Source organism: Aeromonas aquatica (genome assembly GCF_000764655.1).
Classification (GTDB): domain Bacteria; phylum Pseudomonadota; class Gammaproteobacteria; order Enterobacterales; family Aeromonadaceae; genus Aeromonas; species Aeromonas aquatica.
This window is the reverse complement of sequence record NZ_JRGL01000130.1, coordinates 36,511-62,951: the sequence shown is the minus strand read 5'-3', so window position 1 is coordinate 62,951 and position 26,441 is coordinate 36,511. Positions and strand designations below refer to the sequence as shown.

Here is a 26,441-nt window from a genome sequence, read left to right as displayed (position 1 = left end):
GCAGTGGGAAGAGAGACAGCAGGTGTTGAAAGGCTTGGGTATCCATGATGGTGGCCCTCAGGGTGATGACCTATTTCAAGGTTAGCCTTTCAACACGTAATTGGGACAGAGCCAAAAAAAATGGCAGCCAAGGCTGCCATTTTTTATGTCTTTCATTTTTATGTTTTGTCTGGGGGCTCAGGAGACCTTGCGATCCGGCTCGAAGGCGTGACCGGATTGCTCCTGCTCCAGGTTGTCTTCGGAGCGGTGGCCCGCCCAGTAGTCGGCGTTCTTGATGCCGAGCTTCTCCGGGTGGAACACGGGATCCAGCCCTTGGGCCTGCTGAGCCTCGTAGTCCTTGAGGCAGACGAGGGCGGTTTTTTGCAGTAGCAGGATGGCGCCTATGTTGAGCCAGGCCATCAGACCGACCCCGATGTCCCCCATGCCCCAGGCGAGATCGGCGGTCTTGACGGTGCCGTAGACGGTGGAGGCCATCAGCGTCAGTTTCAGCACGAAGGTCAGCCAGGGGCGGTTCACCTTGCGGTTGATGTAGGCGATGTTGGTCTCGGCGATGTAGTAGTAGGCGACGATAGTGGTGAACGCGAAGAAGAACAGGGCGATGGCCACGAACATGCTGCCAAAGCCCGGCATCATGCTCTCCATGGCGGTCTGCACATAGCCGGGACCGGCGGCGACGCCCGCGATGCCGGTGTAGATCGCGGCGCCATCCGGCCCCTGTACGTTGTACAGGCCAGTGATCAGCAGCATAAAGCCGGTGGCGGAGCAGACGAACAGAGTATCGATGTAGACGGAGAACGCCTGCACCAGCCCCTGCTTGGCCGGGTGGCTCACCGCGGCGGCGGAGGAGGCGTGCGGCCCCGTGCCCTGACCCGCCTCGTTGGAGTAGACCCCGCGCTTGACCCCCCACATGATGGCCAGGCCCAGCACGGCGCCAAAGCCGGCGTCAAAGCCGAAGGCGCTCTTCCAGATCAGCATCAGCACACCGGGCAACTGACCGATGTTGAGGGCGATGATGACGCAGGCGACGATGATGTAGCCGAGCGCCATGAAGGGCACCACAGTGCTGGCGAAGTGGGCGATACGCTTGACGCCACCGAAGATGATGAAGCCGAGCAGCAGCGCCAGACCGGCGGCGGTGACGTTCGGATCGATCGCGAAGGCGGTCTGCAGGCTGGCGCCGATGGAGTTGGCCTGCACCCCGGGCAGCAGCACGCCGCAGGCGAAGATGGTGGAAATCGCGAAGGTCCAGGCGTACCACTTCATGCCGAGTCCCTTCTCGATGTAGAAGGCCGGGCCGCCGCGGTACTCACCGTTGATCTTCTCCTTGTAGACCTGACCCAGGGTGGACTCCACGAAGGCGGAGCTGGCACCGAGGAAGGCGACCATCCACATCCAGAACAGGGCGCCAGGGCCACCGAAGGTGATGGCGGTGGCCACCCCGGCGATGTTGCCGGTGCCGACCCGACCGGCCAGGGTCATGGCCAGCGCCTGGAAGGAAGAGACACCGGCATCGGTACTCTTGCCATCAAACATCAGGCGGATCATCTCCTTGATGTGGCGCAGTTGCAGGAAGCGGGTGCGCAGGGAGAAGTAGAGGCCGACTCCCAGGCATAAGAAGATGAGCGCGGGGCTCCAAATCACGCCATTGATGGCATTGACGATCTCATTCATGTACAACAACTCCTTTGTCGTGCTCTCTTGGCGAGGTCTGTGCCTTGCTCTCTTGATAAAACAGGCGACCAAAGAGGTCACCCAATATGGGGCGGAACTTTCGACTACCAAGTCCGCGGGTTTTAACATATCGATTTGTTTTGTGGCTTCCTAGTAAAAACGTTACTCGATTGTTAATTTGTGAATTGGCGTTAACAAATGGCCAAGGGCGCTGGACAAGATCCGGTCCTTGCCCATCATGTGGGCCTGCATATTGTCGATGGGGTGCGCTGGAGGGAGGATAAAAGTGGGGTCAGGCATGAAAATGAAAGCAGATAGCTGCACCATTCGCCTCGCGGGCGGGGAAGACGGCGCAGCCCTCGCCGGCCTGTTCGGGCAGTTGGGTTATCAGACCCGGGCGGACGAGGTGGTGGCACGCCTGCTGGCGCCGGATCCGGCAACGGAGGTGCTGCTGGCCTCGCTCGGGAGCGAGGTGCTGGGGGTCTTGGTGTGGCATCGCCTGCAGCCCCTGCATGTCGCCTGCGCCTGGGGTCTCATCTCGGCGCTGGTGATCGATGAGGCCGCAAGGGGGAGCGGGATTGGCACCTCCTTGCTGGCGACGGCCGAGGTCCGCGCCCTGGCACAGGGTTGCAGCCAGCTGGAGCTATCCAGCAGCCTCAAGCGGGAGGGGGCCCATCGTTTCTATCTAGGGCAGGGGTATCTCGAGCACCCCAAACGGTTCGTGAAAGTGTTGTGATCGGCAAGAGGAGTCCCCGTGTTCTGGTCCAGATTGAGAGCGGTATTTGGTCGTCCTTCGGATGCGAGGAGCAACGTTCCCCAGGCGCTGGAGTGGCAACAGGCCCTGGCCGCCGTGCCCATCTTGCAGGGATTTTCCCTGGCGGATGAGCAACGGTTGATGGCGTTGGCCCAACAGTTTTTGGCCCGCAAGACCCTCACCCAGATCGGGGTCGAGCTCACGGCGCGTCAGCAGGCGGTGCTGGCCCTGCAGGCGGTGCTGCCGATCCTGCATCTGGGGCTGGACTGGTATCGCGGTTTTCACGAGGTGATCATCATCCCCGAGCCCGTCACCCGCCGCCAGGAGGTACAGGACGAGTTTGGGCTGGTGAGCGAATGGGAGGAGGAAAATGCCGGCGAATCCTGGCCCCAGGGGCCGTTGGTACTGGCCTGGAGCGAGTTGCAGCAGGATGGGGACTGGGACGGTTTCAACCTGGTGATCCACGAGCTGAGCCACAAGCTCGACATGCTGGGGGGCGATGCCGATGGCGCGCCGCCGCTGCCGCACGGGATGGATCCGCGTCAATGGACCCAGGCCATGCAGCAGGCGTTCGATGCGCTGAACGCGCAGCTGGCACGTGATGAGGTGACCGATATCGATCCCTATGCCGCCGAGCACCCCGCCGAGTTCTTCGCGGTGTGCAGCGAGAGCTTCTTCACCGATCCCCTGCGCCTGCGCGCGGTCTATCCCGCCGTCTATGGCCAGTTCGAGCGCTTCTACGGCCAGCAGCCGGCGGCGCGTTTCCCAGCGACCCGTCTGCTGGCGGGCGACTGAGGATCGCCATCTGAAACCATGACCTGTGGTATCGCGGGCAAACAAAAAAGCACCCCTGAGGGTGCCTTTTTTATCAGCGCTTGCGCGGGCTTATCGCAAATTAAGCGGCGGCTTTGAGCTGCACGGCGGCGGCTTTCTTGTGATCGCCGATGGGCAGCACGGTGCGGCCAAACTGCTCGTTGATCACGGTGGCCATGGCCAGGTAGATGGCGCTGGCGCCGCAGATGATGCCTTCGAAACCGGCGATGGTGCCGATCAGGGTGCTGCCGGTGAAGTCACGGGCGGCCAGCAGGAAGAACAGCACGGTCAGGGAGGCGAACACGAACTGCTTCACACGCGGGAAGTTGATGGTGCCGACCAGCATGAACAGGGTGAACATGCCCCACATCAGCAGATACCAGCCCATGAAGGCGTGGGGAGTGGCTTCGGCCAGACCCATGCCCGGCATCATCAGCAGGAACACCAGGCTCCACCAGAAGGTGCCGTAGGAGATGAAGGCGGTCACACCGAAGGTGTTGCCACGCTTGTACTCCATGATACCGGCGATGATCTGGGCCAGGCCACCGTAGCACAGGCCCATGGCCAGGATCATGGCGCTGATGGGGAAGAAACCTGCATTATGGATGTTCAGCAGAATGGTGGTCATACCGAAACCCATCAGACCCAGAGGGGCAGGGTTGGCCAATTTTTCGCTCACGTGGTGTTCTCCAAAAATAGAGGGGGGTTGATAAAAGACGCGCGATTTTAGGCAGGCTCTCGGCCCCTCGCAAGGGGGGAAACGGCAGAAAAGGTAAAAAAACGACACGAAATTTTACCCGGGCCATCATTCGTGTCATTCAGGTAGGAAACAGGTAAATGAATGACGTTTTCTTGGTTGATTTTTTGTGTAAATGACGGCGATGTGAAAATTAATAACAGGTCGATGGTGCAGGGACGGCTGACCGACTCCTGCCGATCTCTTCACTCGATCCGTGCCTGACCGGCGACATCTCTTGTGGTGGTCAACATTCATTCTCATATGCCATCAGACAAAGCTATTTTATCCCTGTTTGAGGGGGGGTAGTGGTGAGCTGTCTGCCTTGAGTGCACATGGGTGGCGTATTCCACTGCAGGCCTTCATGGGGGTAGCGGAATATATGGCTGAAAAGGGGCGATCACCCCGTCCTGGCAAGGGGTCGCAGGGAAGGCGCGCGCTGGGCGGAGCAAGGGCGGGGGACACAACGGCAGAGGACGGAATAATGAGGGTGAGGAAGAAGGCATAAGCAGAACGACAAACAGAGCGGAGCAGCCAAGGCCGCCCCGCGCCGTCAGTTATCCAGGGTCAGCACGACTTTGGCCTCCTTGTCCGTCTCCTTGACCTGGCTGTCGAGCACAAACAACCGCTCCGGCGCCAGTCCCTGGGTATCCACCAGATACTCCTTGGTATTCTGGGCGCGGCGCATGGCGAGGTTGCGCAATGACTTGGCGGTGATGAGCTGCTGGTCACGCAGCAGGATCATCGCCTGGGCGCGCAGGGCCGGGCTCTGCTCGGCGAGCTTCAATCGGTCGGCCAGGCTGCCGAGATCTTCCTTGAACTTGGCCTCATAAGCTTCCCCCAGCGCGGCTTGCAGGGCGGGATCCTGCTCCAGCAAGCCGAGATCGGCCGGTGCACCGGTGATCTTGGCCAGCACCCGCTCCAGTTTCTGGCGCTGCAAGATGGGGCGCTCCTCATTGAAATTGACCTTGCCGCGGATATTCATGCTGAGCTTGGGCCGCTCCTTCAATGCCTGAGCGAGCTTAGTCAGTTTGGTCTGCTGGCTCGGGGTAAGGCTCGGATCCCCCAGCAGGAAGGGCAGTTCATCGAGATCCTTGGTACCGCCGGTGAGGGAAGCCAGCAGGGAGAAGGGGGAGCTGATGGCTTTGCTGAGAGTATTGCCGAGCACGTCCCAGAAGATATTGCCCAGGCTGAAGTTCGGCTGATCCAGATCTCCCTTCACCTTGAGGTTCATCTTGATGACGCCGCTTGCGTCGCTCAGGAGGGCGATGGCGAGGCCGAGGGGCAGATCCCTGGCCTGCTCGCTCTTGATCTTCTCGCCGAGCTGCAGCTTCTTGATGGTGATGTCGTTGTCCCCCTCCAGCCGCTTGCCCTGCAACCTGTAGTTGAGCTTCATGGAGAGCTGGCCCTTGTCGATGGCGTAGCCTGCGTAGGTGCTGGAGTAGGGGGTGAAGGTGGTGAGCTCCAGGTTGGTGAAGGCCACGGCGACATCGAGCACGGGATCGTCGATCAGCAGGTTGGCGCCGCCCCGGATGGTGACGGGGGCATATCTGTCCACCTTGCCGCTGAAGCTGAGCTCCGAGTGCTGGCCGGGGTTGTTGCTGATGTGGCGGTTCTGGCCATTGAGGGAGGCGATGTCGACCACGAACTCCGGGCTCAGGCTGCGATCGGCGAAGCGCAGGTTGCCCTGCTCGGTGCGCACCTGATCGATGAAGATGCGCGGGGCGGGATCGTGGCTGGCCTTGTTGCCCGGCCGGGGCAGCAGCAACTGCTGGACGTTGGTGATCCCCTCCTCACTGATCTCGATACGGGCGTAGGGTTTGCGCAGCAGGATGTCGTCGATCTTCAGCTGCTGGCGTATGCCGTCATAGTGCAGCCCACTCAGCTCCAGCCGTTCAATCTGCAGCAGGCGCTGGTTGTCGGCGCGGTCCAGCACGTGCAACTTGTCGACATCGAAGCTGCCCGTCACCTCCAGCTGGCTCAGCGCCCCGGTCGCGTCGGTGGCGATGGCCAGCTTGGTGCGGCTGCTGAGCAGGCCGTCCTGCACCTTGACCCGCAGCAAATCCTGCAGATAGGGCTGGGCCCAGCCGAGCGGCAGCCCCTGCTGCCTGATCTCGCCGCGCAGGGCGAAGGGGGTGGGGATGATGGTGCCATCAAAGTTGAGCTGGCTCTGGCCGTCCAGTGTGCCACGCAAGCTCAGCGGGCTGGCCTGAGCGGTGGCGTTGCTCAAGGCGCCCAGGGTGAGCTCCAGTCCTGAGAGCGTCCGTGGCAGCGCCTTGCCGCTGCTGGACTCGGTCAGCTTGAACTCACCCCCGCTGATGCGGGTCTGCTTGAGCTGCCAGCGCCAGGGTTTGGCGGCCGTCTGCCTGGCCTTTTTCGGCGGCTTGCCCGCCGGCTCGGCGGAGGTCTGCGGGACCAGCAGATCGCTCAGATCCAGCTGCTGTTTGTCATCGAGGGTGGCCGTGATGGCCGGGGCCTTGAGCACGATGGTATCGACGCTGAGGGACTGCTTGCTGCCATCAAGCATGATGCCGGTCAGGGCGAGCCGGTTGAAGCGGGCAAACTCGGCGCCCTTGAGGCGCTTGAGCTGCCCGTTATTCAAGACCAGTTTGCCCTTTGACAGCTGCCAGTCGAGCCCCTGTTTGCCCAGCGAAAGCCTATAGGCCAGCTCGGCGCTGGCCTCTCCCCTGGTCAGATTGACCCTCAAATAGGGTGCCCAGAGTGGGGCCAGGGGGGCGAGTGCCAATTTGCCCAGGCTGACTTGCCCCTTGCCGGTTCCGGTCATGACGTCGAGTTCCCCCTCGGCCTTGAGGGGGCTCTGCTGATTGAGGGTGGCACTCAGCCGATAGGGGCTGCTATGGGCCTTTGCGGTGGAAAAGCCCGGCAATTGCAGGGCGAGATCCCCGAGGGTGAGGGGCGCAACCCAGCCCGGGCTGCCCCGCTTACGGCTGTCCAGGTACTGGAGTCGGCCCTGCTCCACCGCCAGCTTGTCTATCTGCACCAGCAGCGGCGCTGTCAGGGGCTGCGCGGGATCTGGCGCCGGCACGCTTGCCAGCAGGGGGGCCAGCGCCTCGGTCAGGTTGAAACGCACCTCGCCCTTGTGCGCCTTGTCTTTGCTCTCCTCGAGACGGGTCAGGTTCAGCACCGGTTTTATCAGGGTAGCCTCCTCGAACAGGAGGGCCCTCTGGTGCCAGCTCTCTTTAACCCTGGGGATGAGCCTCAACCCCTCGAACGCCACCATGGGCTGCTGCTGGTCGTCGAGCAGGGCGCTGGGGCCGAGGGTGAGGGCAGGGGAGCGCAGATTGACCGCTATCTCCCCCAGGGTCAGGTGCAGACCATAGTGCTTGGCCAGCCAGCCGGGCAGATGCCGCTGGATGAGGCCGGGGGCTTGCCACAGCAGGATAGTGAGAGAGACGAGCAGGGCGGCGCAGAGATACAGGACGTAGCGCAACAGGCGAACGGACAGAGGCTTGGGCATGACGGTCTCCATTTGATGCGCCCATGGTAGCAATTAATCGAAGAGTAATCATGAGGTGACGGCAGGGATTGCGCCGGACTCTGACCGGGATAGGTCAGGGAGCCGGCGGAAGATGGACATAGACGCACGCGATAGTTGCCCGACATGGCGACTGCCCTCTCGGACGCGGGGAGGCCGGATCCTTGACGCCGACCGCCGTGCACCATGAGTGCCTGCCATCAATACCGCCTCACCCTCACCAGAGTCCTGTCTGATGGGGCGCCCTATTGCCAGCGTCGGTCACTCCGCGCCGGTTTTCAACAGGTTGAGGGAGTTGACGCAGCGCTGTTCGGCTACCTCCAGTTCGGCCATCACCATCTGGATATCTTCCAGCTGCTGGCGCAGGGAGTGGCGCCTCGCCTCGATGATCTGGATCATGGAGTGCAGCTGGGTCCGGCTGGTCTTGTCGGTGTCATAGAGGTCAAACAGCTCGCGGATCTCCGCCAGGCTGAAGCCGAGCCGCTTGCCACGCAGGGTCAACTTCAGGCGGATCTTGTCCTTGTGGCTGTAGATCCGGGTCTGCCCCTCCCGGGTCGGGGTGATCAGCCCCTCATCCTCGTAGTAGCGAATGGTGCGCGGGGTGACGTCAAACTCCTGGGCCAGCTCGGAGATGCTGTAGGTCACCTCCTTGCCACAGAAGGGGGCGGCTTTCATGGTGTGCTCCTGTGGGGGACAAAGGCCTGGACCGGCACCGAATGACTGTCGATGATCGCCTTGCCGGCGACGCTGTCAGGGACCATGGCTCTCTCCTTGTGCTATCTCAGCTGTCGTTGTCCGCAAGTGCAGGGCCCTGGCATGCAGTGCCTGACCGACCCGGGAGCCGTTGGCGCGCCCCAGCTGCTCGCTCACCCACTGGCCGGTGGCGGCCAGCTTGTCCAGATCCACCCCAGTGCTCATGCCAAGGCCATGCAGCAGGTAGACCACCTCCTCGGAGGCGACGTTGCCGGAGGCCCCTGGCGCATAGGGGCAGCCGCCGAGCCCGGCCACCGAGCAGTCGATGGTACGGATGCCGCGCTCCAGCGCCGGCAGCAGGTTGGCGAGCCCCTGGCCATAGGTATCGTGAAAGTGCACCGCGAGCCGCCCTGCCGGCACCTCGTGCAAGACGGCATCCAGCATGGGGGCGACGGTGCCCGGGGTGCCGACCCCTATGGTGTCGCCGAGAGAGATCTCGTGGCAGCCGAGATCCAGCAGTCGCTCGGCCAGGGCGGCGACCCTTTTCGGCCGGGTGGGGCCGTCATAGGGGCAGGCGATGACGGTGGAGAGGTAGCCGCGGACCTTGATGCCGAGCCGGCGCGCCTCCGCCACCAATGGGGCGAAGCGCACCAGGGACTCTTCCACGCTGATGCCGATGTTGGCGCGGGTGAAGCCGTCCGAACAGGCGGTGAAGAGCCCAATCTCGTCGACCCGGGCGGCAATGGCGGCCTGCAAGCCTTGGCTGTTGGGCACCAGGGCGCCGTAGCGAGTGGGCCCCTTGCGAGGCAGCAGCTCAAACAGGGCGCCGGAGTCCGCCATCTGCGGCACCCGCTTCGGCGAGACGAAGGCGCCCACCTCGATCCGCTGCAGGCCGCTGTCCGCGAGGCGGGATATCAGTGCGAGCCGTTGCTCCAGGGTCAGAATACGGGTCTCGTTTTGCAAGCCGTCCCGCGGCCCCATCTCCACCAGGCTTACCCGATCGACGGGCCTCGTTGCTTCTCTGCTCATGATGCGTTCGCCTCCTTGTGCTCGCCGGTGCCGGAGGTCGGGTCGGCGAAGTGCACCAGCACGCTGCCCTGGCTCACCTGCTCTCCCACTTTGCAGCAGAGGCGTTCGACTATGCCGTCCCGCTCGGCCTTGAGGCTGTGCTCCATCTTCATCGCCTCCAGCACCAGCAGGGGCTGACCCTTGCGGACACGCTGGCCGACCTCGACCAGCAGCGCCACTACGATGCCATGCATAGGCGCAAGGGCGCCCTGCAGGGAGGCCATAGCGCCACCGCTATGGTCGTGATCATGGGGGGAGTGATGTGGCTGATCGTCTGCGCCGAAGCGCACGAGCCGGTCGTCCACGCGCAGGATGAAAGCGCCGGTCCCGCCATTTTGTACGGGATAGCGCTGCCAGCGCCCCTCTTGCAGCAGGCGGATATGATCCGCGTCCAGCTCATAGGGAATGAATTCCCCTTGCCAGCCAATCCTGCCCTCGTGCTCCAGGAGGCTCAGGGTGCGGGACTCTTCCGCGATGCGCACCGCCGCCGTCCAGCGCCTGGTATGTCCCAGACGAAAGCCCGGGGCTTGCTGCCAGGGAGAGGGCCCTGTACCACGACTGGCGAGCCAGAGGGTCGCCAGTGGCCAGGCGAGGGCCGGCGTGGTCAGCGGCTCGGTGGGGATGGGCCACTGGGTGTGATGGCCCATGGCCAGCACCTCGGGCTCCTGACACAGGCGCAGCAACAGCGGGCCGTTGTGAACGAGAGGGCCAATCTCCAACGCAGCCAGCCCATCGGCGAGGCGGGAGAAGGCCTCGGCGCGGCTCTGACCGTGGGCGATGAGTTTGGCGATCATGGGGTCGTAATAGGGACTGACGTCATCGCCGGCGGTGACGCCGGTGTCGATACGCAACCCCGCAGGCCAGTGCAGCCAGTCGATGGGGCCGCTGGCGGGCAGGAATCCTGCCCCTACGTCCTCGGCGTAGAGGCGCGCCTCCACCGCGTGGCCGCTCTGTACCACCTCTTCTTGCGTCAGGGGCAGGGGCTTGCCTTGCGCGACGGCGAGCTGCCAGGCCACCAGATCCTGGCCGGTGACGCACTCGGTGACCGGGTGCTCCACCTGCAGCCGGGTGTTCATCTCCATGAAGAAGAAGGCTCCCTCGCACAGCAGAAACTCTATGGTGCCGGCCCCCACATAGCCGACGGCCCTGGCGGCGGCCACGGCCGCTTCGCCCATGGCGCGGCGCAGGGGGGCTGGGATATCGGGGGCGGGGGCCTCTTCGATCACCTTCTGGTGGCGGCGCTGCAATGAGCAGTCGCGGTCGCCGAGATAGATGGCGTTGCCCAGGCTGTCGGCGAAGATCTGCACCTCCACGTGGCGGGCCCTGGTCAGATAGCGTTCCAGCAGCACACTGTCGTCGTTGAAGGCGGCCAGCGCCTCCCGTTTCACCGCCGCCAGCGCCTCATCGAAATCCTCCAGACGGTCGACCCGGCGCATGCCCTTGCCACCGCCACCGCAGGTGGCCTTGATCAGCAGCGGGAAGCCGGCCTGACTGGCCTGCTCATTGAGCACGGCATGATGCTGATCCGTGCCATGGTAGCCGGGCAGCACGGGCACCCCGGCCGCCAGCATCAACGCCTTGGCACCGGACTTGTCCCCCATGGCGAGAATGGCGGCACCGCTCGGGCCGATGAAGCGCACCCCATGCTGCTCGCAGGCGATGGCAAAATCGCCGTTCTCCGACAGGAAGCCGTAGCCGGGGTGGATGGCATCGGCGCGGGACTCCTGGGCGATGCGCAGCACCTTGCCGGCATCGAGGTAGCTCTCCCGCGCGGGGGACGGCCCGAGATGCCAGGCCTCGTCGGCTTCGCGCACATGCATGGCGCAGGCGTCGGCATCGGAGTAGAGGGCGATGGTGTGGATGCCGAGGCGGCGCGCCGTCTTGATGATCCGTACGGCGATTTCGCCTCTATTGGCAATCAGCAGACGCTTGATGGGAGCCTGATGCGTCATTTTTGCTCCTCATTGATACAGGTACACGAGAGCGGAGCGCATTGATCCGGACTCTGGTCATACTCGCCACGGTTGGCGATCAGCAAGCGTTTGATGGGCGTGTGAATAGTCATGCTTCATCCTTGAAACGGGGGCGCCAGCCGGGGGGGCGTTTGTCGAAGAAGGCCTGCATGCCCTCCTGGGCCTCGAGGCCGACCCGCACCCGGGCTATGGTCTCGACGGTTTTCTCTTCACATTGGTGGACGGGCTGGCCCTCGATGGCGGCCAGCAACCTTTTGGTCTCTTTCATCGCGGCGGGGCCGTTGCGACACAGGCGCAGGGCCAGCAGGCGCCCCTCGGTCAGCAGCTGGGCCGCCGGCATCAGCTGGTGTGCCACATTGAGCCGACAGGCGGTGATGGCATCGAAGGGCTCGGCGCTCAGCATGTAGCGGCGCGCCTGGCGCATGCCCATGGTGCGCAGCACATAGGGGCTGATCACCGCGGGCACCAACCCCAGGCTCACCTCGGAGAGGCAGAAACGGGCGTTGTCGGCGGCGAGCACTATGTCGCAGGCGCAGATTAGGCCGAGCGCCCCGCCGTAGGCGGCCCCCTGCACCAGTGCCAGGGTGGGGAAGGGCAGCTCATCCAGGGTCTGCATCAGCTTGGCCAGCACCCGGGCGTCTTCCCGGTTTTTCTCAAAAGAGCTGGGATCAAAATCCGCGTGGGCCTGGCTGCGCATCCAGTTGAGATCGGCGCCGGCGCAAAAGTGCTTGCCCTCCGCCCGCAGCAGCAGGGCATGGGGACGACCGGCGCCTGTCTGGCCCTGAACCAGCTCATCCAGGCCATCGAGCAGCCCCTGCATGAGGTCGGCATCCAGCGCGTTGTGGCGCTCCGGGCGCGCCAGGATGAGTTCCGCCAGGGGGCCGTGGCGCTCCAGCCGAAAACCGGCCTGGGGCGCGTTGTCAAAGAGGGGATCGGACATGCTGAACTCCTTACATCCGGAAGATGCCGTATTGTTCTGGGCCAAGTTCGGCGCCCCGGCAGGCCGCCAGCGCCAGGGCCAGCACGGTACGGCTCTGGGCGGGATCGATGACGCCGTCGTCCCACAGCCTGGCACTGGCGTAGTAGGGGTGACCCTGCTGTTCATACTGGGCGATCACCGGTGCGCGGATGGCCTCGGCCTCCTGCTCGCTCACGCTTTTGCCCTCGGCCGCCAGCTTGTCCCGGCGCACCTGCACCAGCACCCCGGCCGCCTGTTCGCCTCCCATCACCGAGATGCGGCTGTTGGGCCAGCTGAACAGGAAGTCGGGCTCATAGGCGCGACCGCACATGCCGTAGTTGCCGGCGCCGAAGCTGCCACCGACGAGCAACGTGATCTTGGGCACCCTACTGCAGGCGACGGCGGTGACCAGCTTGGCGCCGTGCTTGGCGATGCCCTCTTTCTCTGCCGCACTGCCCACCATGAAGCCGGTGATGTTCTGCAGGAACAGCAGGGGAATGGCACGCTTGTTACAGAGTTGGATGAAGTGGGCTCCCTTCTGGGCGCTGTCGCTGTGCAGTACCCCGTTGTTGGCGAGGATCCCCACGGGCATGCCCGCGATCCGGGCAAAGCCGGTGACCAGCGTGGTACCGAACAGCACCTTGAATTCGTCAAACTCGGAGCCATCCACCAGGCGGGCGATGAGCTCCCTGGCGTCATAGGGGCGCTTGAGGCTGGTGCCCACCAGGCCATACAGCTCCGTTATGGGGTAGAGTGGCTCGTCATAGGTTTGGGAGAGGGGAGAGGAACCCAACGCCGGAATATTTTTTTCACCCAGATGGCTGTCCCCTAAGTTGCTGACCAGGGTGCGGGCGATGGCCAGTGCATGGGCATCGTCCAGCGCCATATGATCCGCCACCCCGGAGTGGGCGCAGTGCACCTCGGCGCCACCGAGGGCCTCGGCACTGATGGTCTCCCCGGTAGCGGCTTTGACCAGGGGCGGGCCCGCCAGGAAGATGGTGGCTTGGCTCTTGACCATGATGGATTCGTCGGCCATGGCGGGCACATAGGCGCCGCCGGCGGTGCAGAGCCCCATCACCACGGCGAGCTGGGGGATGTTTTGGGCGGACATGCGCGCCTGGTTGTAGAAGATGCGGCCGAAGTGCTCGCGGTCGGGAAACACCTCGTCCTGCATGGGCAGGAAGGCGCCGCCGGAATCCACCAGATAGAGGCAGGGCAGCCGCAGCCGCTCGGCGATGGCCTGGGCCCGCAGGTGCTTCTTCACCGTGAGGGGGTAATAGGTGCCCCCCTTGACGGTGGCATCGTTCACCACCAGCAGGCAGAGGCGGCCTGCGATCTGGCCCAGCCCGGTGATGATGCCGGCCGCGGGTACCGGGTCGTCATAGACCTGCCAGGCCGCCAGGGTCGAGAGTTCGAGGAAGGGGGAGCCTGGGTCCAGCAACCTGTCGATGCGCTCGCGGGGCAACAGCTTGCCACGGGCCTGATGGCGGGCGTTGTTGGCCGCGCCGCCACCCTGGGCAATCTCGTCGAGGCGGGCATTGAGATCGCTGACCAATGCCTGCATGGCGGCCTTGTTGGCCACAAACTCCGGGCTGGCGGTGTCGAGGTGAGATTGAATACGAGCGTGTATTTGACTCATACGCTAACCCTCGCCGGTTCCTTGTTGTCGACATCAGGGGATCTCGGGAGGCGGCTCATGCATCTTCCCCCATCAACTCGCGACCGATGAGCCAGCGGCGGATCTCCGAGGTGCCAGCCCCTATCTCGTAGAGCTTGGCGTCCCGCAACAGACGGCCGGTGGGGTAGTCGTTGATATAGCCATTTCCCCCCAGCAGCTGGATGGCATCCAGCGCCATCTGGGTGGCGTTCTCGGCGGCAAACAGGATGGCGGCGGCGCAATCCTTGCGGCTGGTGTGGCCCTTGTCACAGGCGCTCGCCACCGAATAGACCAGGGCGCGACTGCTGGCGAGGCGGGTGTACATGTCCGCGAGCTTGCCCTGCACCAGCTGAAACTCGCCGATGGCCTGGCCGAACTGCTTGCGCTCGCGCACATAGGGCAGCACCACGTCCATGCAGGCCTGCATGATGCCGAGCGGCCCCGCCGCCAGCACCACTCGCTCGTAGTCCAGCCCGCTCATCAACACCTTGACCCCGCCGTGCAGGGGGCCGAGGAGGTTCTCTTTGGGCACCTTGCAATCGTCGAACACCAGCTCGCAGGTGCTGGAGCCTCGCATGCCGAGCTTGTCCAGCTTCTGAGCCGTGGTGAACCCCGGGGTGCCCGCCTCGACGACAAAGGCGGAGATGCCCTTTGCTCCCGCCTTGGCATCGGTCTTGGCATAGATGACGAAGGTGTCCGCATCCGGGCCGTTGGTGATCCACATCTTGTTGCCATTGAGCAGGAAGTGATCGCCTCTGTCTTCCGCCGTCAGCCGCATGGCGACCACGTCGGAGCCGGCCCCTGGCTCGCTCATGGCCAGCGCCCCCACGTGCTTGCCGCTGACGAGATCAGGCAGATAGCACGCTTTCTGATCAGGGGTGCCGTGGCGGTGGATCTGATTGATGCAGAGGTTGGAGTGGGCGCCGTAGGAGAGGCCGACCGAGGCGCTGGCGCGGCTCACCTGCTCCATCACCAGCACATGGGCGAGGTAACCGAGGCCGACCCCGTCATACTCCTCCGCCACCGTGATGCCGTGCAAGCCGAGCTCACCCATCAAGGGCCAGAGGTCGCGGGGGAAGGCGTTGCTCCTGTCTATCTCCTCGGCGCGCGGCGCTATCACTTGTCGGCAGAAGGCTTCGACCTGTTCGGTCAGGGCCTGGAGGGTTTCGTCCATCAGGGTATGCATCCTTGCTCTCCTTTTATAGGGTTGTGCTCAGAGGGCCGACTGTCCCGCGCAAGGGAGAAGGGGTCAGTCCACTCACGAATCAAGTTTACGTTAGCGTAAACGTAAATGAATTGTTAGTCTAAGGTAAATGCGTTGAGGGGTGACTGCAAGGGGCATCTCGGCGTGGTCGAACTCAGGGCGCGGGCAAGATGATCAGCAACGGCAACCGCTATGGCGGCCCGCAGCCAGGGCTCAGGGACGACGCCGACGTTACCGGGATGGGCACAGAGACAAGAGCAAAGGGGAGAACAGCATGAGTCAGCACCACACCCAGTACGGGGATCTGCCGCTCCATATCGGCGGCGAGGCGTATCCGTCTGCGAGCGAGCAGTGGATCGAGGTGACCAACCCGGCGGATCAGAGCCTGCTGGCGCGGGTGCCAAAGGCTACCCAGACCGAGATCGAACTCGCAGTACGCACGGCCCACGATGCCTATCTGCTGTGGCGGGAGGTGCCGGCCCCGGAGCGGGCCAGGGTGATGTTCAACTACCAGCACCTGCTGAAGGTGCATCACGACGAGCTGGCGACCCTGCTGGCCCAGGAGACCGGCAAGAACCTGGCGGATGCCAAGGGGGATGTGTGGCGCGGCATCGAGGTGGTGGAGCAGGCCTGCGCCATCGCGAGCCAGACCCTGGGGGAGACCATGGGCAACGTGGCGCGCCGGGTCGATGGCCACTCCTGGGTGCAGCCGCTGGGAGTCTGCGTCGGCATCACGCCGTTCAACTTCCCGGCCATGATCCCGCTCTGGATGTTCCCGCTGGCGGTGGCCTGCGGCAACGGCTTCGTGCTCAAGCCTTCAGAGCAGGATCCCCTCACCCCCATGCGGCTGGCGGAGCTGTTCACCGAGGCGGGGGCGCCCAAGGGCATCCTCTCGGTGGTGCACGGCGGCGCCGAGCAGGTGGATACGCTGCTCACCCATCCTGAGGTCAAAGCGGTCAGCTTCGTGGGCTCGGCCCGGGTCGGTGCCCACGTCTATCGCACCGCCACCGATCACCTCAAGCGGGCCCAGTGTTTCGTCGGCGCCAAGAACCACATGGTGATCATGCCGGACGCCAACAAGAGCCAGGTGCTGAGCAACCTGGTGGGGGCCGGCGTCGGCGCCGCCGGTCAGCGCTGCATGGCCATCAGCGTGGCGGTATTTGTGGGCAGCGCCCGCGACTGGATCCCGGCGCTCGCCACCGAGTTTGCCAGGGTGACACCGGGTGTCTGGCACGATCCGCAAGCCGCCTATGGCCCCCTCATCAGCCCGGAAGCCAAGGTACGAGTCGAGGGGCTGATCGAGGCGGGCATAAAAGAAGGGGCCGAGTGTCTGCTGGACGGCCGCTTCTGCGACGTCCCCGGCTACCCGGTGGGCAACTGGGTGGGGCCCACCCTGTTTCGCGGCGTGACGCCCGAGATGCGCATCTATCGGGAGGAAATCTTCGGCCCTGTGCTCGCCTGTCTCGAGGTGGAGAACCTGGATGAGGCGCTGACCCTCATCAACAACAACCCCTATGGCAACGGCACCTCCATCTTTACCGGCTGTGGCGCCGCGGCCCGCAAGTTCCGCCACGAGGTGGCGGTGGGCCAGGTGGGGATCAATGTGCCCATCCCGGTACCGCTGCCGTTCTTCTCCTTCACCGGCTGGCGCGGCTCCTTCTACGGGGACTTGCACGCCTACGGCAAGCAGGCGGTGCGCTTCTACACCGAGACCAAGACGGTGACCGAACGCTGGTTCGACGAGGACATCCCGACCGGCCCCAATATGACCATACACCTGCGTTGACTGAGGGGCCTGGGTCATTCCCTCTGGCGTTAACCATGATCATCAGCAGCGATAAGCAATCGAGATAACGAGGAAGCGAACAAGATGGATTTTACTTTGACCTTGGATCAACTGGCCTATGTCGAGGCCGCCAGCGCCTTCGCCGACGAGGCACTCAAACCCCATGCCGCCCGCTGGGACAGGGAGCACGAGTTCCCCATCCCCACCATCAAGCAGGCGGCGGCGCTCGGCTTCTGCGGTCTCTATACCCCTGAGCAGTACGGTGGTCTGGCCCTGCCGAGGCTCGATGCCAGCCTGATCTTCGAGCGCCTGTCCATGGGCTGCACCTCCACTACGGCTTATCTGACTATCCACAACATGGTGAGCTGGATGCTGGGCGCCTGGTTGCCCAGCAACGTGGCCGAGGAGTGGGTGCCACGGCTCGCCAGCGGCGAGCTGCTGGGCTCTTATTGCCTCACCGAGCCGGGGGCCGGGTCGGACGCGGCGGCCCTCAAGACCCGTGCCGTACGGGAGGGTGAGACTTACCTCATCGACGGTAGCAAGGTGTTTATCTCGGGGGCGGGCAGCACCCAGGTGCTGGTGGTGATGGCCCGCACCGGCGGCGAGGGAGCCAAGGGGATATCTGCCTTCATGGTGCCCGCCGAGACGCCGGGAGTGAGTTATGGCAAGGCCGAGGAGAAGATGGGCTGGAACAGTCAGCCGACCCGGGAGGTGAACTTCAGCGGGGTGCGCATCCCCGCCCGCTACCGGCTGGGGGAGGAGGGAGAGGGCTTCAAATTTGCCATGCAGGCCCTGGATGGCGGGCGCATCAACATCGCCAGCTGCTCGGTGGGCACGGCTCAGCAGGCGCTGAACGATGCCCTGGCTCACGTGCAGCAGCGCCAGCAATTTGGTCGCCCGATCAGCGAATTCCAGAGCGTGCAGTTCAAGCTGGCGGATATGGCTACCGAGCTTGCCGCCGCCCGGCTGCTGGTGCGCCAGGCCGCTGACAAGCTGGACAGGGGCAGCCCGGACAAGAGCGCCTGGTGCGCCATGGCCAAGCGGCTCGCCACCGACGTGGGGTATCGCGTCTGCGATGAGGCCCTGCAACTCTTTGGTGGCTATGGTTATATCCGCGAGTACCCGCTCGAGCGCTACCTGCGCGACACTCGGGTACACCGCATCCTGGAAGGCACCAACGAAGTGATGCGGCTGATCATCGCCCGCCGCCTGCTGGCGGAGCCCGGCCTTTCGTTGGAGTAACTCGAACCCGGATCAGGCTTTGTGAGCCAGCCGAAAGTCGGCTCCATTCAACCCTGTCATCATGGGGCAGGTTTATTCACAAGGACGATGCAATGACAAGGATCAGGCTCGAATACCACGGCCACGTGGCCTACATCACCCTCGACCACCCGCCAGCCAACACCTGGACCCTCGCCAGCCTGCAAGCCTTCTTGCAGATGATGGTGGAGCTCGATGGCCGCCCGGACGTGGTGGCCCTGGTGATCCGCGGGGCGGGGGACAAGTTCTTCTGCGCCGGCGCCGATCTCAAGATGTTTGCCGATGGCGATTTGGATCACGCCCGCGCGGTGGCCGAGGCTTTCGGCTGCGCCTTCGAGGCGCTTGCGCGCTTCCACGGCGTCAGCATCGCCGCCATCAATGGCTATGCCATGGGGGGCGGGCTGGAGGTGGCGCTGGCCTGCGACATCCGCATCGCCGAGCAGCAGGCCAAGCTGGGGCTGCCTGAAGCGTCGGTGGGCTTGTTGCCCTGCGCCGGTGGTACCCAGCGCCTCACCGAGCTGGTGGGGCCGGGTTGGGCCAAGCGCATGATCCTGTGCGGCGAGAAGGTGAGTGCCACCCTGGCCTACGAGATGGGGCTGGTGGAGGAGGTGGTCACCGAAGGCCACGCCTGGGCGGCGGCGCAGCAGATGGCGCAGCTGGTGGAGCGCCAGAGCCCGAGCGCCTTGCGTGCCTGCAAGCAGTTGATTAACCAGGGCCGCAGCGGCCATCGAGATGACGCCCTGCCGCAGGAGCGCAGCCTCTTTCTCGGCCTGTTTGCGGACGCCAACCAGCGCGAGGGGGTTGCCGCCTTCCTGGAGAAGCGGCCGCCGCGCTGGCACTACGGCGCGTCGCCCAAGCAAGATGGAGGGGCCCATGAGTGAAAGGCTACGGGCATCTTCACTATCCCACGATGATGAACATCGGAATACAAGGTGGTGCAGATCATGAGTGAAGCTGTACGGATGGCCCTCTATCCCACGGGGGATGGCCATCGGATCGGCGTGCTGACCCTCGACAGTCCCGCCTCCCTCAACGCCCTGAGCCTTGAGATGATCCAGCGCCTGCAGGAGGTGCTCACGGCCTGGGAGCGGGATCCCGTCGTGGTCTGCGTCTTGCTGCAAGGGGCCGGTGAGAAGGCGTTCTGCGCCGGCGGCGACATCCGCTCCTTCTATTACCAGAAGGAGGCCAGCGAGCATGAGCAGTTCGTCTTTGCCCGCGACTTCTTCGAGCAGGAATACAGGCTCGATCACCATATCCACCGCTATGCCAAGCCGCTCATCTGCGTGGCGGACGGTATCTGCATGGGGGGGGGTATCGGCCTCTTCGCCGGTGCCGATTTCAGGATAGTGACCGAGAAGAGCCTGTTCGCCATGCCGGAGGTGACCATAGGCCTCTATCCGGACGTGGGGGCCAGCTGGTTCCTGAGCCGGATGCCGGGTCGGCTCGGGCTCTGGCTCGGTCTCACCGGGGCGCGCTTCAACGGTGCCGATGCCATCGGCCTCGGCCTTGCGGATCACGCCATGGCCAGTTCGGAGCGCGCCGAGCTGCTGCCCCGCCTGGCCGCCCTCGACTGGTCGGGAAACGAGCCTCGCGAGCAGCTGGATCGACTGCTCAGGGGCCTGAAGACAGAGGTTATTGCTGATTTCCCGGCACCCATACTCTTGCCTCATCAGGTCAGGATCGATGGGCTGATGGCCGGCCGTACCCTGCAAGGGGTGCTCGACCGGCTGTTTGAGGCCGGCTTCGACGATACCGAGGAGCGCCTGGCCCAGGCCCGGGAGACTTGCCTCAGCGGCAGCCCCATCAGCCGCGCCATCCTCTGGCGCCAGTATTGGCAGGCCCGCCGCCAGTCCCTGGCGGAAGTGTTCGCCGACGAGTTGGCGCTGTCGGTCAACTGCGTGCTCAGGGGGGACTTCGTGGAGGGGGTGAGGGCGCTGCTCATCGACAAGGACAAGTCGCCCCGCTGGCTGGCGCCGCAGCCCGGCACTGACTGGCTGGATGAGTATTATGTGTGGCCCCAAGGGATCAACCCCCTGCAGGCTGGCACCCGGTAGCGCAACGCAAGCACAGCGAACAAGAGAGCAAGGAGCAAACAATGACAAGGATTGGATTCATCGGGCTCGGCAACATGGGGGGCCCCATGGCCGCCAACCTGGCCAAGGCGGGACATGCGGTACAGGTGTTTGATCTGGTGCCCGACAGCCTGACCCGGGCGATCGCGGCCGGTTGCGTCGCCGCCGGCGATGCCCGCGAGGCTGTGAGCGGCTGTGAGCTGGTCATCAGCATGCTGCCGGCAGGCGAGCACGTGCGCGGGCTCTGGCTTGGCGAGAGTGCGGGAGAGAGAGGCGGGCAGGATCTGCTGGGAGCCTTGCCGGCGGGGGCCCTGGTCATCGACAGCTCCACCATAGACGTGGCCTCGGCCCGCCAGGTGGGGGAGGCGGCGCGAGCCCGAGGTATCCGCTTCCTCGACGCTCCCGTCTCGGGAGGAGTGGCGGGCGCGGCGGCGGGGACGCTGACCTTTATCGTCGGCGGCGAGCAAGCGGATTTTGAGGCGGCCAGACCCATCTTGGCCCTGATGGGGCAGAACCTGTTCCACGCCGGGGCCCTGGGGGCGGGCCAGATCGCCAAGATGTGCAACAACATGCTGCTCGCCATTCACATGGCGGGCACCGCCGAGGCGCTGGCGCTCGGGGTGAAGGAGGGGCTGGATCCGAGCGTCCTCTCCACCATCATGGGCAAGAGCTCGGGCAACAACTGGAGCCTGGAGCGTTACAACCCCTGGCCCGGGGTGATGGAGAACGTGCCCGCCTCGCGCGGCTATCAGGGGGGCTTCATGACCCGGTTGATGGTGAAAGACTTGGGGTTGGCCATGGCGCTGGCCGAGCACGCCCACAGCGCCGTACCGCTCGGAGCGCTTGCCCGTAACCTGTTTAACCTGCATGCGAGCCAGGGGCAGGGATCCAAGGATTTCTCCAGCATTCTCGAGCTCTATCTGGACAAATCACAGCCGGGTTAGGTGGTGGCGAGCCGCCCATCATCCCATTTATCGAACGTCTTGACCGTACTGAGGCCAGCGGCCAGCCCAATAACCAGGAGCATTCATGGACATTCATAACAGAGTCATTGCCATCACAGGGGCGGGACGGGGGCTTGGCCGCGCCATCGCCCTCAGTCTGGCCAGTCAGGGGGCCGTGCTGGCCCTTATCGACGTCAATCGCGCCGATCTGGAGGTGACCGAGGCGGAGCTGCGCAGCCGTGACGGGCGCTGCACCCTGTTCGTCTGCAACGTGGCCGACGAGGCCGAGGTGGAGGCGACCTTCGCCGCCATCAAGGAGCAATGTGGCGCTTTGCACGGCCTGATCAACTGCGCCGGGATCCTGCGGGACGGCATGCTGATCAAGGTGAAGGAGGGGGAGCTGGTGGAGAAGATGAGCCTGGCCCAGTGGCAGGCCGTCATCGACGTCAACCTCACCGGCACCTTCCTGTGCGGTCGCGAGGGGGCGGCGCTGATGGCAAAGGAAGGGCAGGGCGGTGTCATCATTAATATTTCGTCGATTGCCCGCGCCGGCAACATAGGTCAGAGCAACTACGCCGCCAGCAAGGCGGGGGTGGCCTCCCTGGTGGTGACCTGGGCACGGGAGCTGGCGCGCCATAAGATTCGGGTGATGGGCATAGCGCCCGGGGTCTTTGCCACCGACATGACGGCGGCGATGAAGCCCGAGGCCATGGCGCGCATGCAGCAGGCCATCCCGGTCGGCACCCTGGGGCAGGGGGCGCAACTGGCCCAGACGGTGCAGTTCATCCTCGCCAACGACTACCTGTCCGGGCGGATCATCGATCTCGATGGCGGGTTGCGGCTCTGACCCCGCCTGCGATGCCACGACGCCCCTTGCCACCAGGGGCGTTTTTATTGGTGGGCGGGCTGGCAGGCCGAAACGGGTGGGGTGTTGCCAAGATGAATACCCATGCAGGTCTTGTTTAAAAAGGGGCGCCAGGTCATTGAAAAATGTGAAATATCAACGGGTCTCTCTTAATTTGAACCAGCTCACAGGCCATCAGAGTCAGTGCTGTAGAATTGCGCGCGGTCAAGACGGTGCATGATCGGCGCTATGAGGGATTGCGGTCGGAATAGTCATGCAATATAGTTGCCGCCTTTTTCACGGGGCACGGATTTTTCGCCCCTCCCATGTCGCGCGCAGCATGAATACGGATGCTCTGTAGCCGCCTAATAAAACAGGATTGAGATGGACAAGAAACTAGGGCTAGGCGCCCTCATTTCGCTGGTGATCGGCTCCATGGTCGGTGCCGGGGTCTTCAGTCTGCCACAGAACATCGCGGCTCATGCCAGCGCCGGGGCCGTCGCGCTGGGATGGGCCATCACCGGGATCGGCATGATCTGCCTCGCCCTGGTGTACCAGAACCTCTCCATGCGCCGCCCGGATCTCGATGGCGGTATCTTCAGTTACGCCAAGGCCGGTTTCGGTGATTTCGTCGGCTTCAACGCGGCCTGGGGCTACTGGCTTTGCCAGCTGCTGGCCAACGTCTCCTACGCCATCGTCGTGTTCAGCGCCCTGAGCTACTTCTTCGACACGCCGGACAACGTCATCTTCGGCGATGGCAACACCCCGGTCGCCATCACGCTCGCCTCTGTGCTCATCTGGTCGGTGCATGCCCTGGTGCTGCGCGGGATCCAGGTCGCCGCCCTGGTGAACATAGTCACCACCATCGCCAAAATGGTGCCGCTCATCGTGTTCTGCGTCGCCGTCCTGCTCGCCTTCAATATGGACACCTTCACCCTGGATATCTGGGGACAGGGCAACATGGAGCTGGGATCCGTGATGGATCAGGTCAAGTCCACCATGAAGGTGACCCTCTGGGTCTTCATCGGCATCGAGGGGGCCGTGGTGGTCTCCGCCCGTGCCCGTCATCGCAAGGACGTGGGCCGTGCCACCGTGCTGGCGCTGCTCGGCGCCCTGGCGCTCTATGTGATGGTGACCCTGTTCTCCCTTGGCGTGATGAGCCAGCCGCAACTGGCGGCCCTCAAGAATCCGTCCACCGCCATGATCCTGGAGGCCGTGGTCGGCCCCTGGGGCGCCTGGCTCATCAACATCGGCCTGGTGATCTCGGTGATCGGCGCCCTGCTAAGCTGGACTGTGCTGGCGGCGGAAGTGCCCTACATCGCTGGCAAGACCGGGGTCTTCCCGGCCTGGTTTGCCAAGGAGAACAAGAACGGCTCGCCCAAGGTGTCGCTCTGGTGCTCCACCTGTCTGGTGCAGGTCTTCCTCATCATCATCTACTTCCAGAACAGTACCTACCTAGCGCTGGTCAACATCGCCACCTCGGCGGCCCTGGTGCCCTATGTCTTCTCCGGCGCCTATGGCCTCAAGCTGGCGATGCAGGGAACGACCTACGAGAACCAACCCCACCAGCGCAAGCGTGACCTGCTGCTGGCACTGGTGGCCACCGTCTATGGCTGCTGGCTGGTCTATGCCGCCGGGGTGGAATACCTGCTGCTGGTGGCGCTGCTCTACAGCCCGGGCATCTTCATCTACTGGAAGGCGCGTCAGCACCACGGCCTGCGCAGCCTCAACCGGCTGGAGCAGGGGATGACGGCGGCCCTGCTCGGTTGCGCCGTGCTGGCGTTCTACAAGGTGATGGACGGTACCATTCCCCTGCATTAATCGGCACAATAAAGAGATGGCCTGGTGCCATCTCTTTTTTTATGCGCGGATCTGGTCAATATGACCACCACATTGCTAGGGAAGGAATTTTTATGCTGTTTTTGGGGTATCTGGTGTTGGGGGCCTTCGCGGGTCTGTTGGCCGGGCTGTTCGGCATAGGGGGAGGGCTCATCATAGTGCCGGTGCTGGTCTTGAGCTTCCACGCTCAGGGAGTCTCCCCCGAGATCATCACCCACCTCGCCCTCGGCACCTCGCTGCCCACCATGATCTTCACCGGCTTCAGTTCGCTGCGGGCACACCAGGAGGCCGGCGCGGTCGACTGGGTGATGATCCGCCGGCTGGGGGTGGGCATGCTGATCGGCGCCTGGCTCGGCGGCATGACCGCCAGCCAGCTCAGCGCCAGCACCCTCAACATCATCATCGGTTGCTTCGCCTGGACCATGGCGGTGCAGATGGGGCTGAGCCTCAAACCCAAGGCGGAGCGCCGTCTGCCAGGCCCCATCGGCACCGGCATCGCGGGCACCTTCATCGGCTGGCTCTCGGCGCTGTTTGGCATAGGGGGCGGCTCCATGACGGTGCCATACCTGAGCTGGAACTCGGTGCCGATGCGCAACGCCGTGGCGGCCTCTGCCGCCTGCAGCATCCCCATCGCGGTGGCGGGCAGCCTGAGCTACCTCTACGCCGGCTGGGGCCGCACCGACTTGCCCGAGTGGAGCGTTGGCTTCATCTATCTGCCGGCGCTGCTCGGCATCATCCTCACCAGCACCCAGTTTGCCCGCATCGGCGCGCGGCTGGCACACCGCCTCTCTCCCCAGCGGCTCAAGCAGGCCTTCGCCCTGCTGATGCTGGTTGTGGGGGCAAAATTCATGTTATTTAGCTGATTTATTGGCAGATTGCCGAAAAAGCAGGCGAACGGTTCGGCTCGGGGCAGAAAGCCGTTGCATTGACCGGCCAGTTTGCCTATTCTCCTCGCCGGTGGTCCTATTGGTCCTCTCGCATTGATAACCCGTCGACCTGGTCAGGACCGGAAGGTAGCAGCCAAGGTGGGGGACTCGAGTGCCGGGATGTGGCTGGTAGGGCCACCACTTGTTTCTGCAGATCAATAAGTTACAACCTCTAATCCCCTTCAGACCTCTTGGTAATTCACTTTGTGTGGATGACTGATCGCATCTGCAATGCGTTTCTGGCTCAGTTCCCGATACATCAGTCCCTAAGACATTTGCTACCTTCGGAAGATCGGCACGCCTGCTGTCGTTGCCGACGGACATCCATAAATTGCTCAGCATGCGGGATAGGCTGGCAGTCCATAGCAAGCTCGCCCTGTTGCTTGTCTGCGCTTGTTCTCGCGTACAACCCAGCCGTCATCTCTGCCATGGTTCCAGTCTCCGTACCCTATCTATGATGTGAGCGTACTGATTGCTGTGAGCAATCGGCCGATCCTCTCTGGTATCTGCCGGTTCGGTGACATGTGTATCCCAGCCCAAGCGACTATGCAGGAGTAACAAGGGCGAACGAGCGTTTTTGAGCACCAGTGGTCAGTTCAGCAACAGCAGAAAGCAGGCTTGCTCAGATGACAGCCCGCCGCGCGTACTCGATGAATGCCTTCAACTTGGACGGTTGATCATGCCGGCTGGGGTAGTACAGAGAGAAGCCTGGAAAGGTCGGCGAGAACGGTGCAAGGACTCGCGTCAGGCGCTTTGCCTTGATGTGTGGCAGGGCCAACTGCTCAAAGGTGTAGGCGATCCCGACGCCTTCCAGTGCCGCCTCCGTACTGAACAGGGTGTCCGTAATGGTCAGGTTGCCCTTGACCTCGTACTCGACGATTTCCTCATTCACCTTGAACTCCCATTTGTGGATCGCGCCTGTTCCGGCGAAGCGGAAGCGGATGCAGTTGTGCTGCACGAGGTCGTCCGGATGGCTGGGCGCGGGGAAGCGCGCGAGATAATCAGGAGAGGCGACGATGGCGACTGTGATGGGGCCGCCAAGGGGAAGGGCGACCATGTCCTTGTGCAGATCTTCTCCCATGCGAATGCCCGCATCGAAACCCCGCTCGACGATGTCGACGAAGCCTTCGTCATTGGTCAGTTCAAGTTTCACGTTCGGATGCTCACGAAGGAAACCTGCCAACAGCGGTTGCAACACCATTGAGGTCGAAATGCGTGCGGCATTGATGCGTAATGTGCCGGTGGGCCCACCTTGCAGGACGTTCAGCTCTTCACCCGCCACAATGACCTGACCGAGTGCCGGACCGATGCGGGCAAGATAGTCCTCCCCAGCCTCCGTCAGGCTCACGCTGCGTGTCGTGCGATTGAGCAGGCGTACGCCGAGACGCGCTTCCAGCTGCCTGATCGCCTGGCTCAACGCCGAAGGCGATACCTCCAGTTCGGCAGACGCGGCAGTGAAGCCGCGATGCTCCGCGACTTTCCAAAAGGCCATCAGGCCGTCGAGTTGATTGAGTTTCATATCTTGAAGCATAACTTCATATGGTGTGCAGGATTAAGCTATTTTTCTGCGCTAATGCGGCGCCTATAGTTGCCTTCACCGTGAAGGAGGCACCCATGAAAACCAATCCGCAAGATTGCCATGCCCTTGTGCCTCTTTCCCTCAGGTGTCGTGACGCCCTTGTCAGGGTGATGAGACGCGCGATGCCGAAACCAACAGGCAAGTGAGAAGGCTCATCAGACCATTGAT

The 26,441-nt window shown here is 63.6% G+C and carries 20 protein-coding genes and 1 other RNA gene; 11 read left to right on the top strand and 10 right to left on the bottom strand.

From position 1 onward, the window contains the following. Nucleotides 1-177 precede the first annotated feature (177 nt). On the bottom strand, nucleotides 178-1,671 hold the full coding sequence (locus LG30_RS0117565) for an alanine/glycine:cation symporter family protein (RefSeq protein WP_033131989.1): 1,494 nt from the start codon (nucleotides 1,669-1,671) through the stop codon (nucleotides 178-180). A gap of 298 nt (nucleotides 1,672-1,969) precedes the next feature. Here LG30_RS0117565 and LG30_RS0117560 point away from each other — a divergent pair, with 298 nt between their 5' ends. After that, nucleotides 1,970-2,407 (top strand): GNAT family N-acetyltransferase, encoded by a 438-nt coding sequence (locus tag LG30_RS0117560; protein ID WP_033131988.1) that lies wholly within the window; start codon nucleotides 1,970-1,972, stop codon nucleotides 2,405-2,407. 18 nt (nucleotides 2,408-2,425) lie between these two features. Continuing rightward, nucleotides 2,426-3,220 carry a M90 family metallopeptidase gene (locus LG30_RS0117555; protein WP_033131987.1) on the top strand — a complete coding sequence of 265 codons (795 nt, stop codon included), beginning with the start codon at nucleotides 2,426-2,428 and terminating at the stop codon, nucleotides 3,218-3,220. A gap of 100 nt (nucleotides 3,221-3,320) precedes the next feature. On the opposite strand, the gene LG30_RS0117550 is transcribed toward LG30_RS0117555, so the two are convergent. From LG30_RS0117550 to LG30_RS0117515, 8 genes are all read right to left on the bottom strand, one after another. After that, on the bottom strand, nucleotides 3,321-3,917 hold the full coding sequence (locus tag LG30_RS0117550; RefSeq protein ID WP_033131986.1) for an acetate uptake transporter: 597 nt from the start codon (nucleotides 3,915-3,917) through the stop codon (nucleotides 3,321-3,323). A gap of 610 nt (nucleotides 3,918-4,527) precedes the next feature. Further along, nucleotides 4,528-7,464 carry a DUF748 domain-containing protein gene (locus LG30_RS0117545; protein WP_420796356.1) on the bottom strand — a complete coding sequence of 979 codons (2,937 nt, stop codon included), beginning with the start codon at nucleotides 7,462-7,464 and terminating at the stop codon, nucleotides 4,528-4,530. A 267-nt stretch (nucleotides 7,465-7,731) separates the two neighbouring features. Next, entirely contained in the window at nucleotides 7,732-8,145 is a 414-nt protein-coding gene (locus LG30_RS0117540; protein ID WP_033131984.1) for a MerR family transcriptional regulator, read from the bottom strand. 75 nt (nucleotides 8,146-8,220) lie between these two features. Next, nucleotides 8,221-9,192, bottom strand: coding sequence for a hydroxymethylglutaryl-CoA lyase (locus LG30_RS0117535; RefSeq protein WP_033131983.1), 972 nt, complete (start codon nucleotides 9,190-9,192; stop codon nucleotides 8,221-8,223). Next, nucleotides 9,189-11,183: an acetyl/propionyl/methylcrotonyl-CoA carboxylase subunit alpha gene (locus LG30_RS0117530; protein ID WP_033131982.1), complete on the bottom strand. Its 1,995-nt coding sequence runs from the start codon at nucleotides 11,181-11,183 to the stop codon at nucleotides 9,189-9,191. The genes LG30_RS0117535 and LG30_RS0117530 overlap by 4 nt, the downstream gene beginning before the upstream one ends. 109 nt (nucleotides 11,184-11,292) lie before the next feature. Beyond that, nucleotides 11,293-12,144: an enoyl-CoA hydratase-related protein gene (locus tag LG30_RS0117525; protein WP_033131981.1), complete on the bottom strand. Its 852-nt coding sequence runs from the start codon at nucleotides 12,142-12,144 to the stop codon at nucleotides 11,293-11,295. A 10-nt stretch (nucleotides 12,145-12,154) separates the two neighbouring features. Beyond that, nucleotides 12,155-13,801, bottom strand: a complete 1,647-nt coding sequence (locus tag LG30_RS0117520; RefSeq protein WP_033131980.1) for a carboxyl transferase domain-containing protein — start codon at nucleotides 13,799-13,801, stop codon at nucleotides 12,155-12,157. A 55-nt stretch (nucleotides 13,802-13,856) separates the two neighbouring features. Beyond that, nucleotides 13,857-15,005 carry an isovaleryl-CoA dehydrogenase gene (locus tag LG30_RS0117515; protein WP_033131979.1) on the bottom strand — a complete coding sequence of 383 codons (1,149 nt, stop codon included), beginning with the start codon at nucleotides 15,003-15,005 and terminating at the stop codon, nucleotides 13,857-13,859. 292 nt (nucleotides 15,006-15,297) lie between these two features. Between LG30_RS0117515 and LG30_RS0117510 the strand changes: the two genes are divergently transcribed. The 9 genes from LG30_RS0117510 (at nucleotide 15,298) to ffs (ending at nucleotide 24,829) form a co-directional block, all read left to right on the top strand. Then, complete coding sequence (locus tag LG30_RS0117510; RefSeq protein WP_033131978.1) at nucleotides 15,298-16,809, top strand: CoA-acylating methylmalonate-semialdehyde dehydrogenase; 1,512 nt, start codon at nucleotides 15,298-15,300, stop codon at nucleotides 16,807-16,809. 84 nt (nucleotides 16,810-16,893) lie between these two features. After that, on the top strand, nucleotides 16,894-18,051 hold the full coding sequence (locus LG30_RS0117505; RefSeq protein WP_033131977.1) for an acyl-CoA dehydrogenase family protein: 1,158 nt from the start codon (nucleotides 16,894-16,896) through the stop codon (nucleotides 18,049-18,051). A gap of 92 nt (nucleotides 18,052-18,143) precedes the next feature. Beyond that, nucleotides 18,144-18,950: an enoyl-CoA hydratase gene (locus LG30_RS0117500; protein ID WP_033131976.1), complete on the top strand. Its 807-nt coding sequence runs from the start codon at nucleotides 18,144-18,146 to the stop codon at nucleotides 18,948-18,950. A gap of 63 nt (nucleotides 18,951-19,013) precedes the next feature. Further along, a complete protein-coding gene (locus LG30_RS0117495; RefSeq protein ID WP_033131975.1) occupies nucleotides 19,014-20,123 on the top strand; it encodes an enoyl-CoA hydratase/isomerase family protein in 1,110 nt (369 codons plus the stop codon). Between the two features lie 41 nt (nucleotides 20,124-20,164). Next, a complete protein-coding gene (gene mmsB, locus LG30_RS0117490; protein WP_033131974.1) occupies nucleotides 20,165-21,085 on the top strand; it encodes a 3-hydroxyisobutyrate dehydrogenase in 921 nt (306 codons plus the stop codon). A gap of 85 nt (nucleotides 21,086-21,170) precedes the next feature. Further along, a complete protein-coding gene (locus tag LG30_RS0117485) occupies nucleotides 21,171-21,932 on the top strand; it encodes an SDR family oxidoreductase (protein ID WP_033131973.1) in 762 nt (253 codons plus the stop codon). A gap of 381 nt (nucleotides 21,933-22,313) precedes the next feature. Continuing rightward, complete coding sequence (gene arcD / locus LG30_RS0117480) at nucleotides 22,314-23,750, top strand: arginine-ornithine antiporter (protein WP_033131972.1); 1,437 nt, start codon at nucleotides 22,314-22,316, stop codon at nucleotides 23,748-23,750. Between the two features lie 92 nt (nucleotides 23,751-23,842). Then, nucleotides 23,843-24,631 carry a sulfite exporter TauE/SafE family protein gene (locus LG30_RS0117475; RefSeq protein WP_033131971.1) on the top strand — a complete coding sequence of 263 codons (789 nt, stop codon included), beginning with the start codon at nucleotides 23,843-23,845 and terminating at the stop codon, nucleotides 24,629-24,631. A gap of 101 nt (nucleotides 24,632-24,732) precedes the next feature. Then, nucleotides 24,733-24,829: signal recognition particle sRNA small type (gene ffs, locus LG30_RS21680), an RNA gene on the top strand. 487 nt (nucleotides 24,830-25,316) lie between these two features. Here ffs and LG30_RS0117470 read toward each other — a convergent pair. Further along, the gene (locus tag LG30_RS0117470) at nucleotides 25,317-26,213 is read right to left on the bottom strand and encodes a LysR family transcriptional regulator (protein WP_033131994.1); all 897 of its coding nucleotides are present in this window, start codon (nucleotides 26,211-26,213) and stop codon (nucleotides 25,317-25,319) included. Nucleotides 26,214-26,441 lie beyond the last annotated feature (228 nt).

Coding starts and splice junctions, on each gene's coding strand:
- LG30_RS0117495 (WP_033131975.1), top strand. CDS start 19,014: ATGAGTGAAGCTGTACGGATGGCCCTCTATCCCACGGGGGATGGCCAT.
- LG30_RS0117470 (WP_033131994.1), bottom strand. CDS start 26,213: ATGAAACTCAATCAACTCGACGGCCTGATGGCCTTTTGGAAAGTCGCG.
- mmsB (WP_033131974.1), top strand. CDS start 20,165: ATGACAAGGATTGGATTCATCGGGCTCGGCAACATGGGGGGCCCCATG.
- LG30_RS0117485 (WP_033131973.1), top strand. CDS start 21,171: ATGGACATTCATAACAGAGTCATTGCCATCACAGGGGCGGGACGGGGG.
- LG30_RS0117475 (WP_033131971.1), top strand. CDS start 23,843: ATGCTGTTTTTGGGGTATCTGGTGTTGGGGGCCTTCGCGGGTCTGTTG.
- LG30_RS0117500 (WP_033131976.1), top strand. CDS start 18,144: ATGACAAGGATCAGGCTCGAATACCACGGCCACGTGGCCTACATCACC.
- LG30_RS0117530 (WP_033131982.1), bottom strand. CDS start 11,183: ATGACGCATCAGGCTCCCATCAAGCGTCTGCTGATTGCCAATAGAGGC.
- LG30_RS0117525 (WP_033131981.1), bottom strand. CDS start 12,144: ATGTCCGATCCCCTCTTTGACAACGCGCCCCAGGCCGGTTTTCGGCTG.
- LG30_RS0117545 (WP_420796356.1), bottom strand. CDS start 7,464: ATGGAGACCGTCATGCCCAAGCCTCTGTCCGTTCGCCTGTTGCGCTAC.
- LG30_RS0117565 (WP_033131989.1), bottom strand. CDS start 1,671: ATGAATGAGATCGTCAATGCCATCAATGGCGTGATTTGGAGCCCCGCG.
- LG30_RS0117535 (WP_033131983.1), bottom strand. CDS start 9,192: ATGAGCAGAGAAGCAACGAGGCCCGTCGATCGGGTAAGCCTGGTGGAG.
- LG30_RS0117515 (WP_033131979.1), bottom strand. CDS start 15,005: ATGCATACCCTGATGGACGAAACCCTCCAGGCCCTGACCGAACAGGTC.
- LG30_RS0117560 (WP_033131988.1), top strand. CDS start 1,970: ATGAAAATGAAAGCAGATAGCTGCACCATTCGCCTCGCGGGCGGGGAA.
- LG30_RS0117510 (WP_033131978.1), top strand. CDS start 15,298: ATGAGTCAGCACCACACCCAGTACGGGGATCTGCCGCTCCATATCGGC.
- arcD (WP_033131972.1), top strand. CDS start 22,314: ATGGACAAGAAACTAGGGCTAGGCGCCCTCATTTCGCTGGTGATCGGC.
- LG30_RS0117520 (WP_033131980.1), bottom strand. CDS start 13,801: ATGAGTCAAATACACGCTCGTATTCAATCTCACCTCGACACCGCCAGC.
- LG30_RS0117505 (WP_033131977.1), top strand. CDS start 16,894: ATGGATTTTACTTTGACCTTGGATCAACTGGCCTATGTCGAGGCCGCC.
- LG30_RS0117540 (WP_033131984.1), bottom strand. CDS start 8,145: ATGAAAGCCGCCCCCTTCTGTGGCAAGGAGGTGACCTACAGCATCTCC.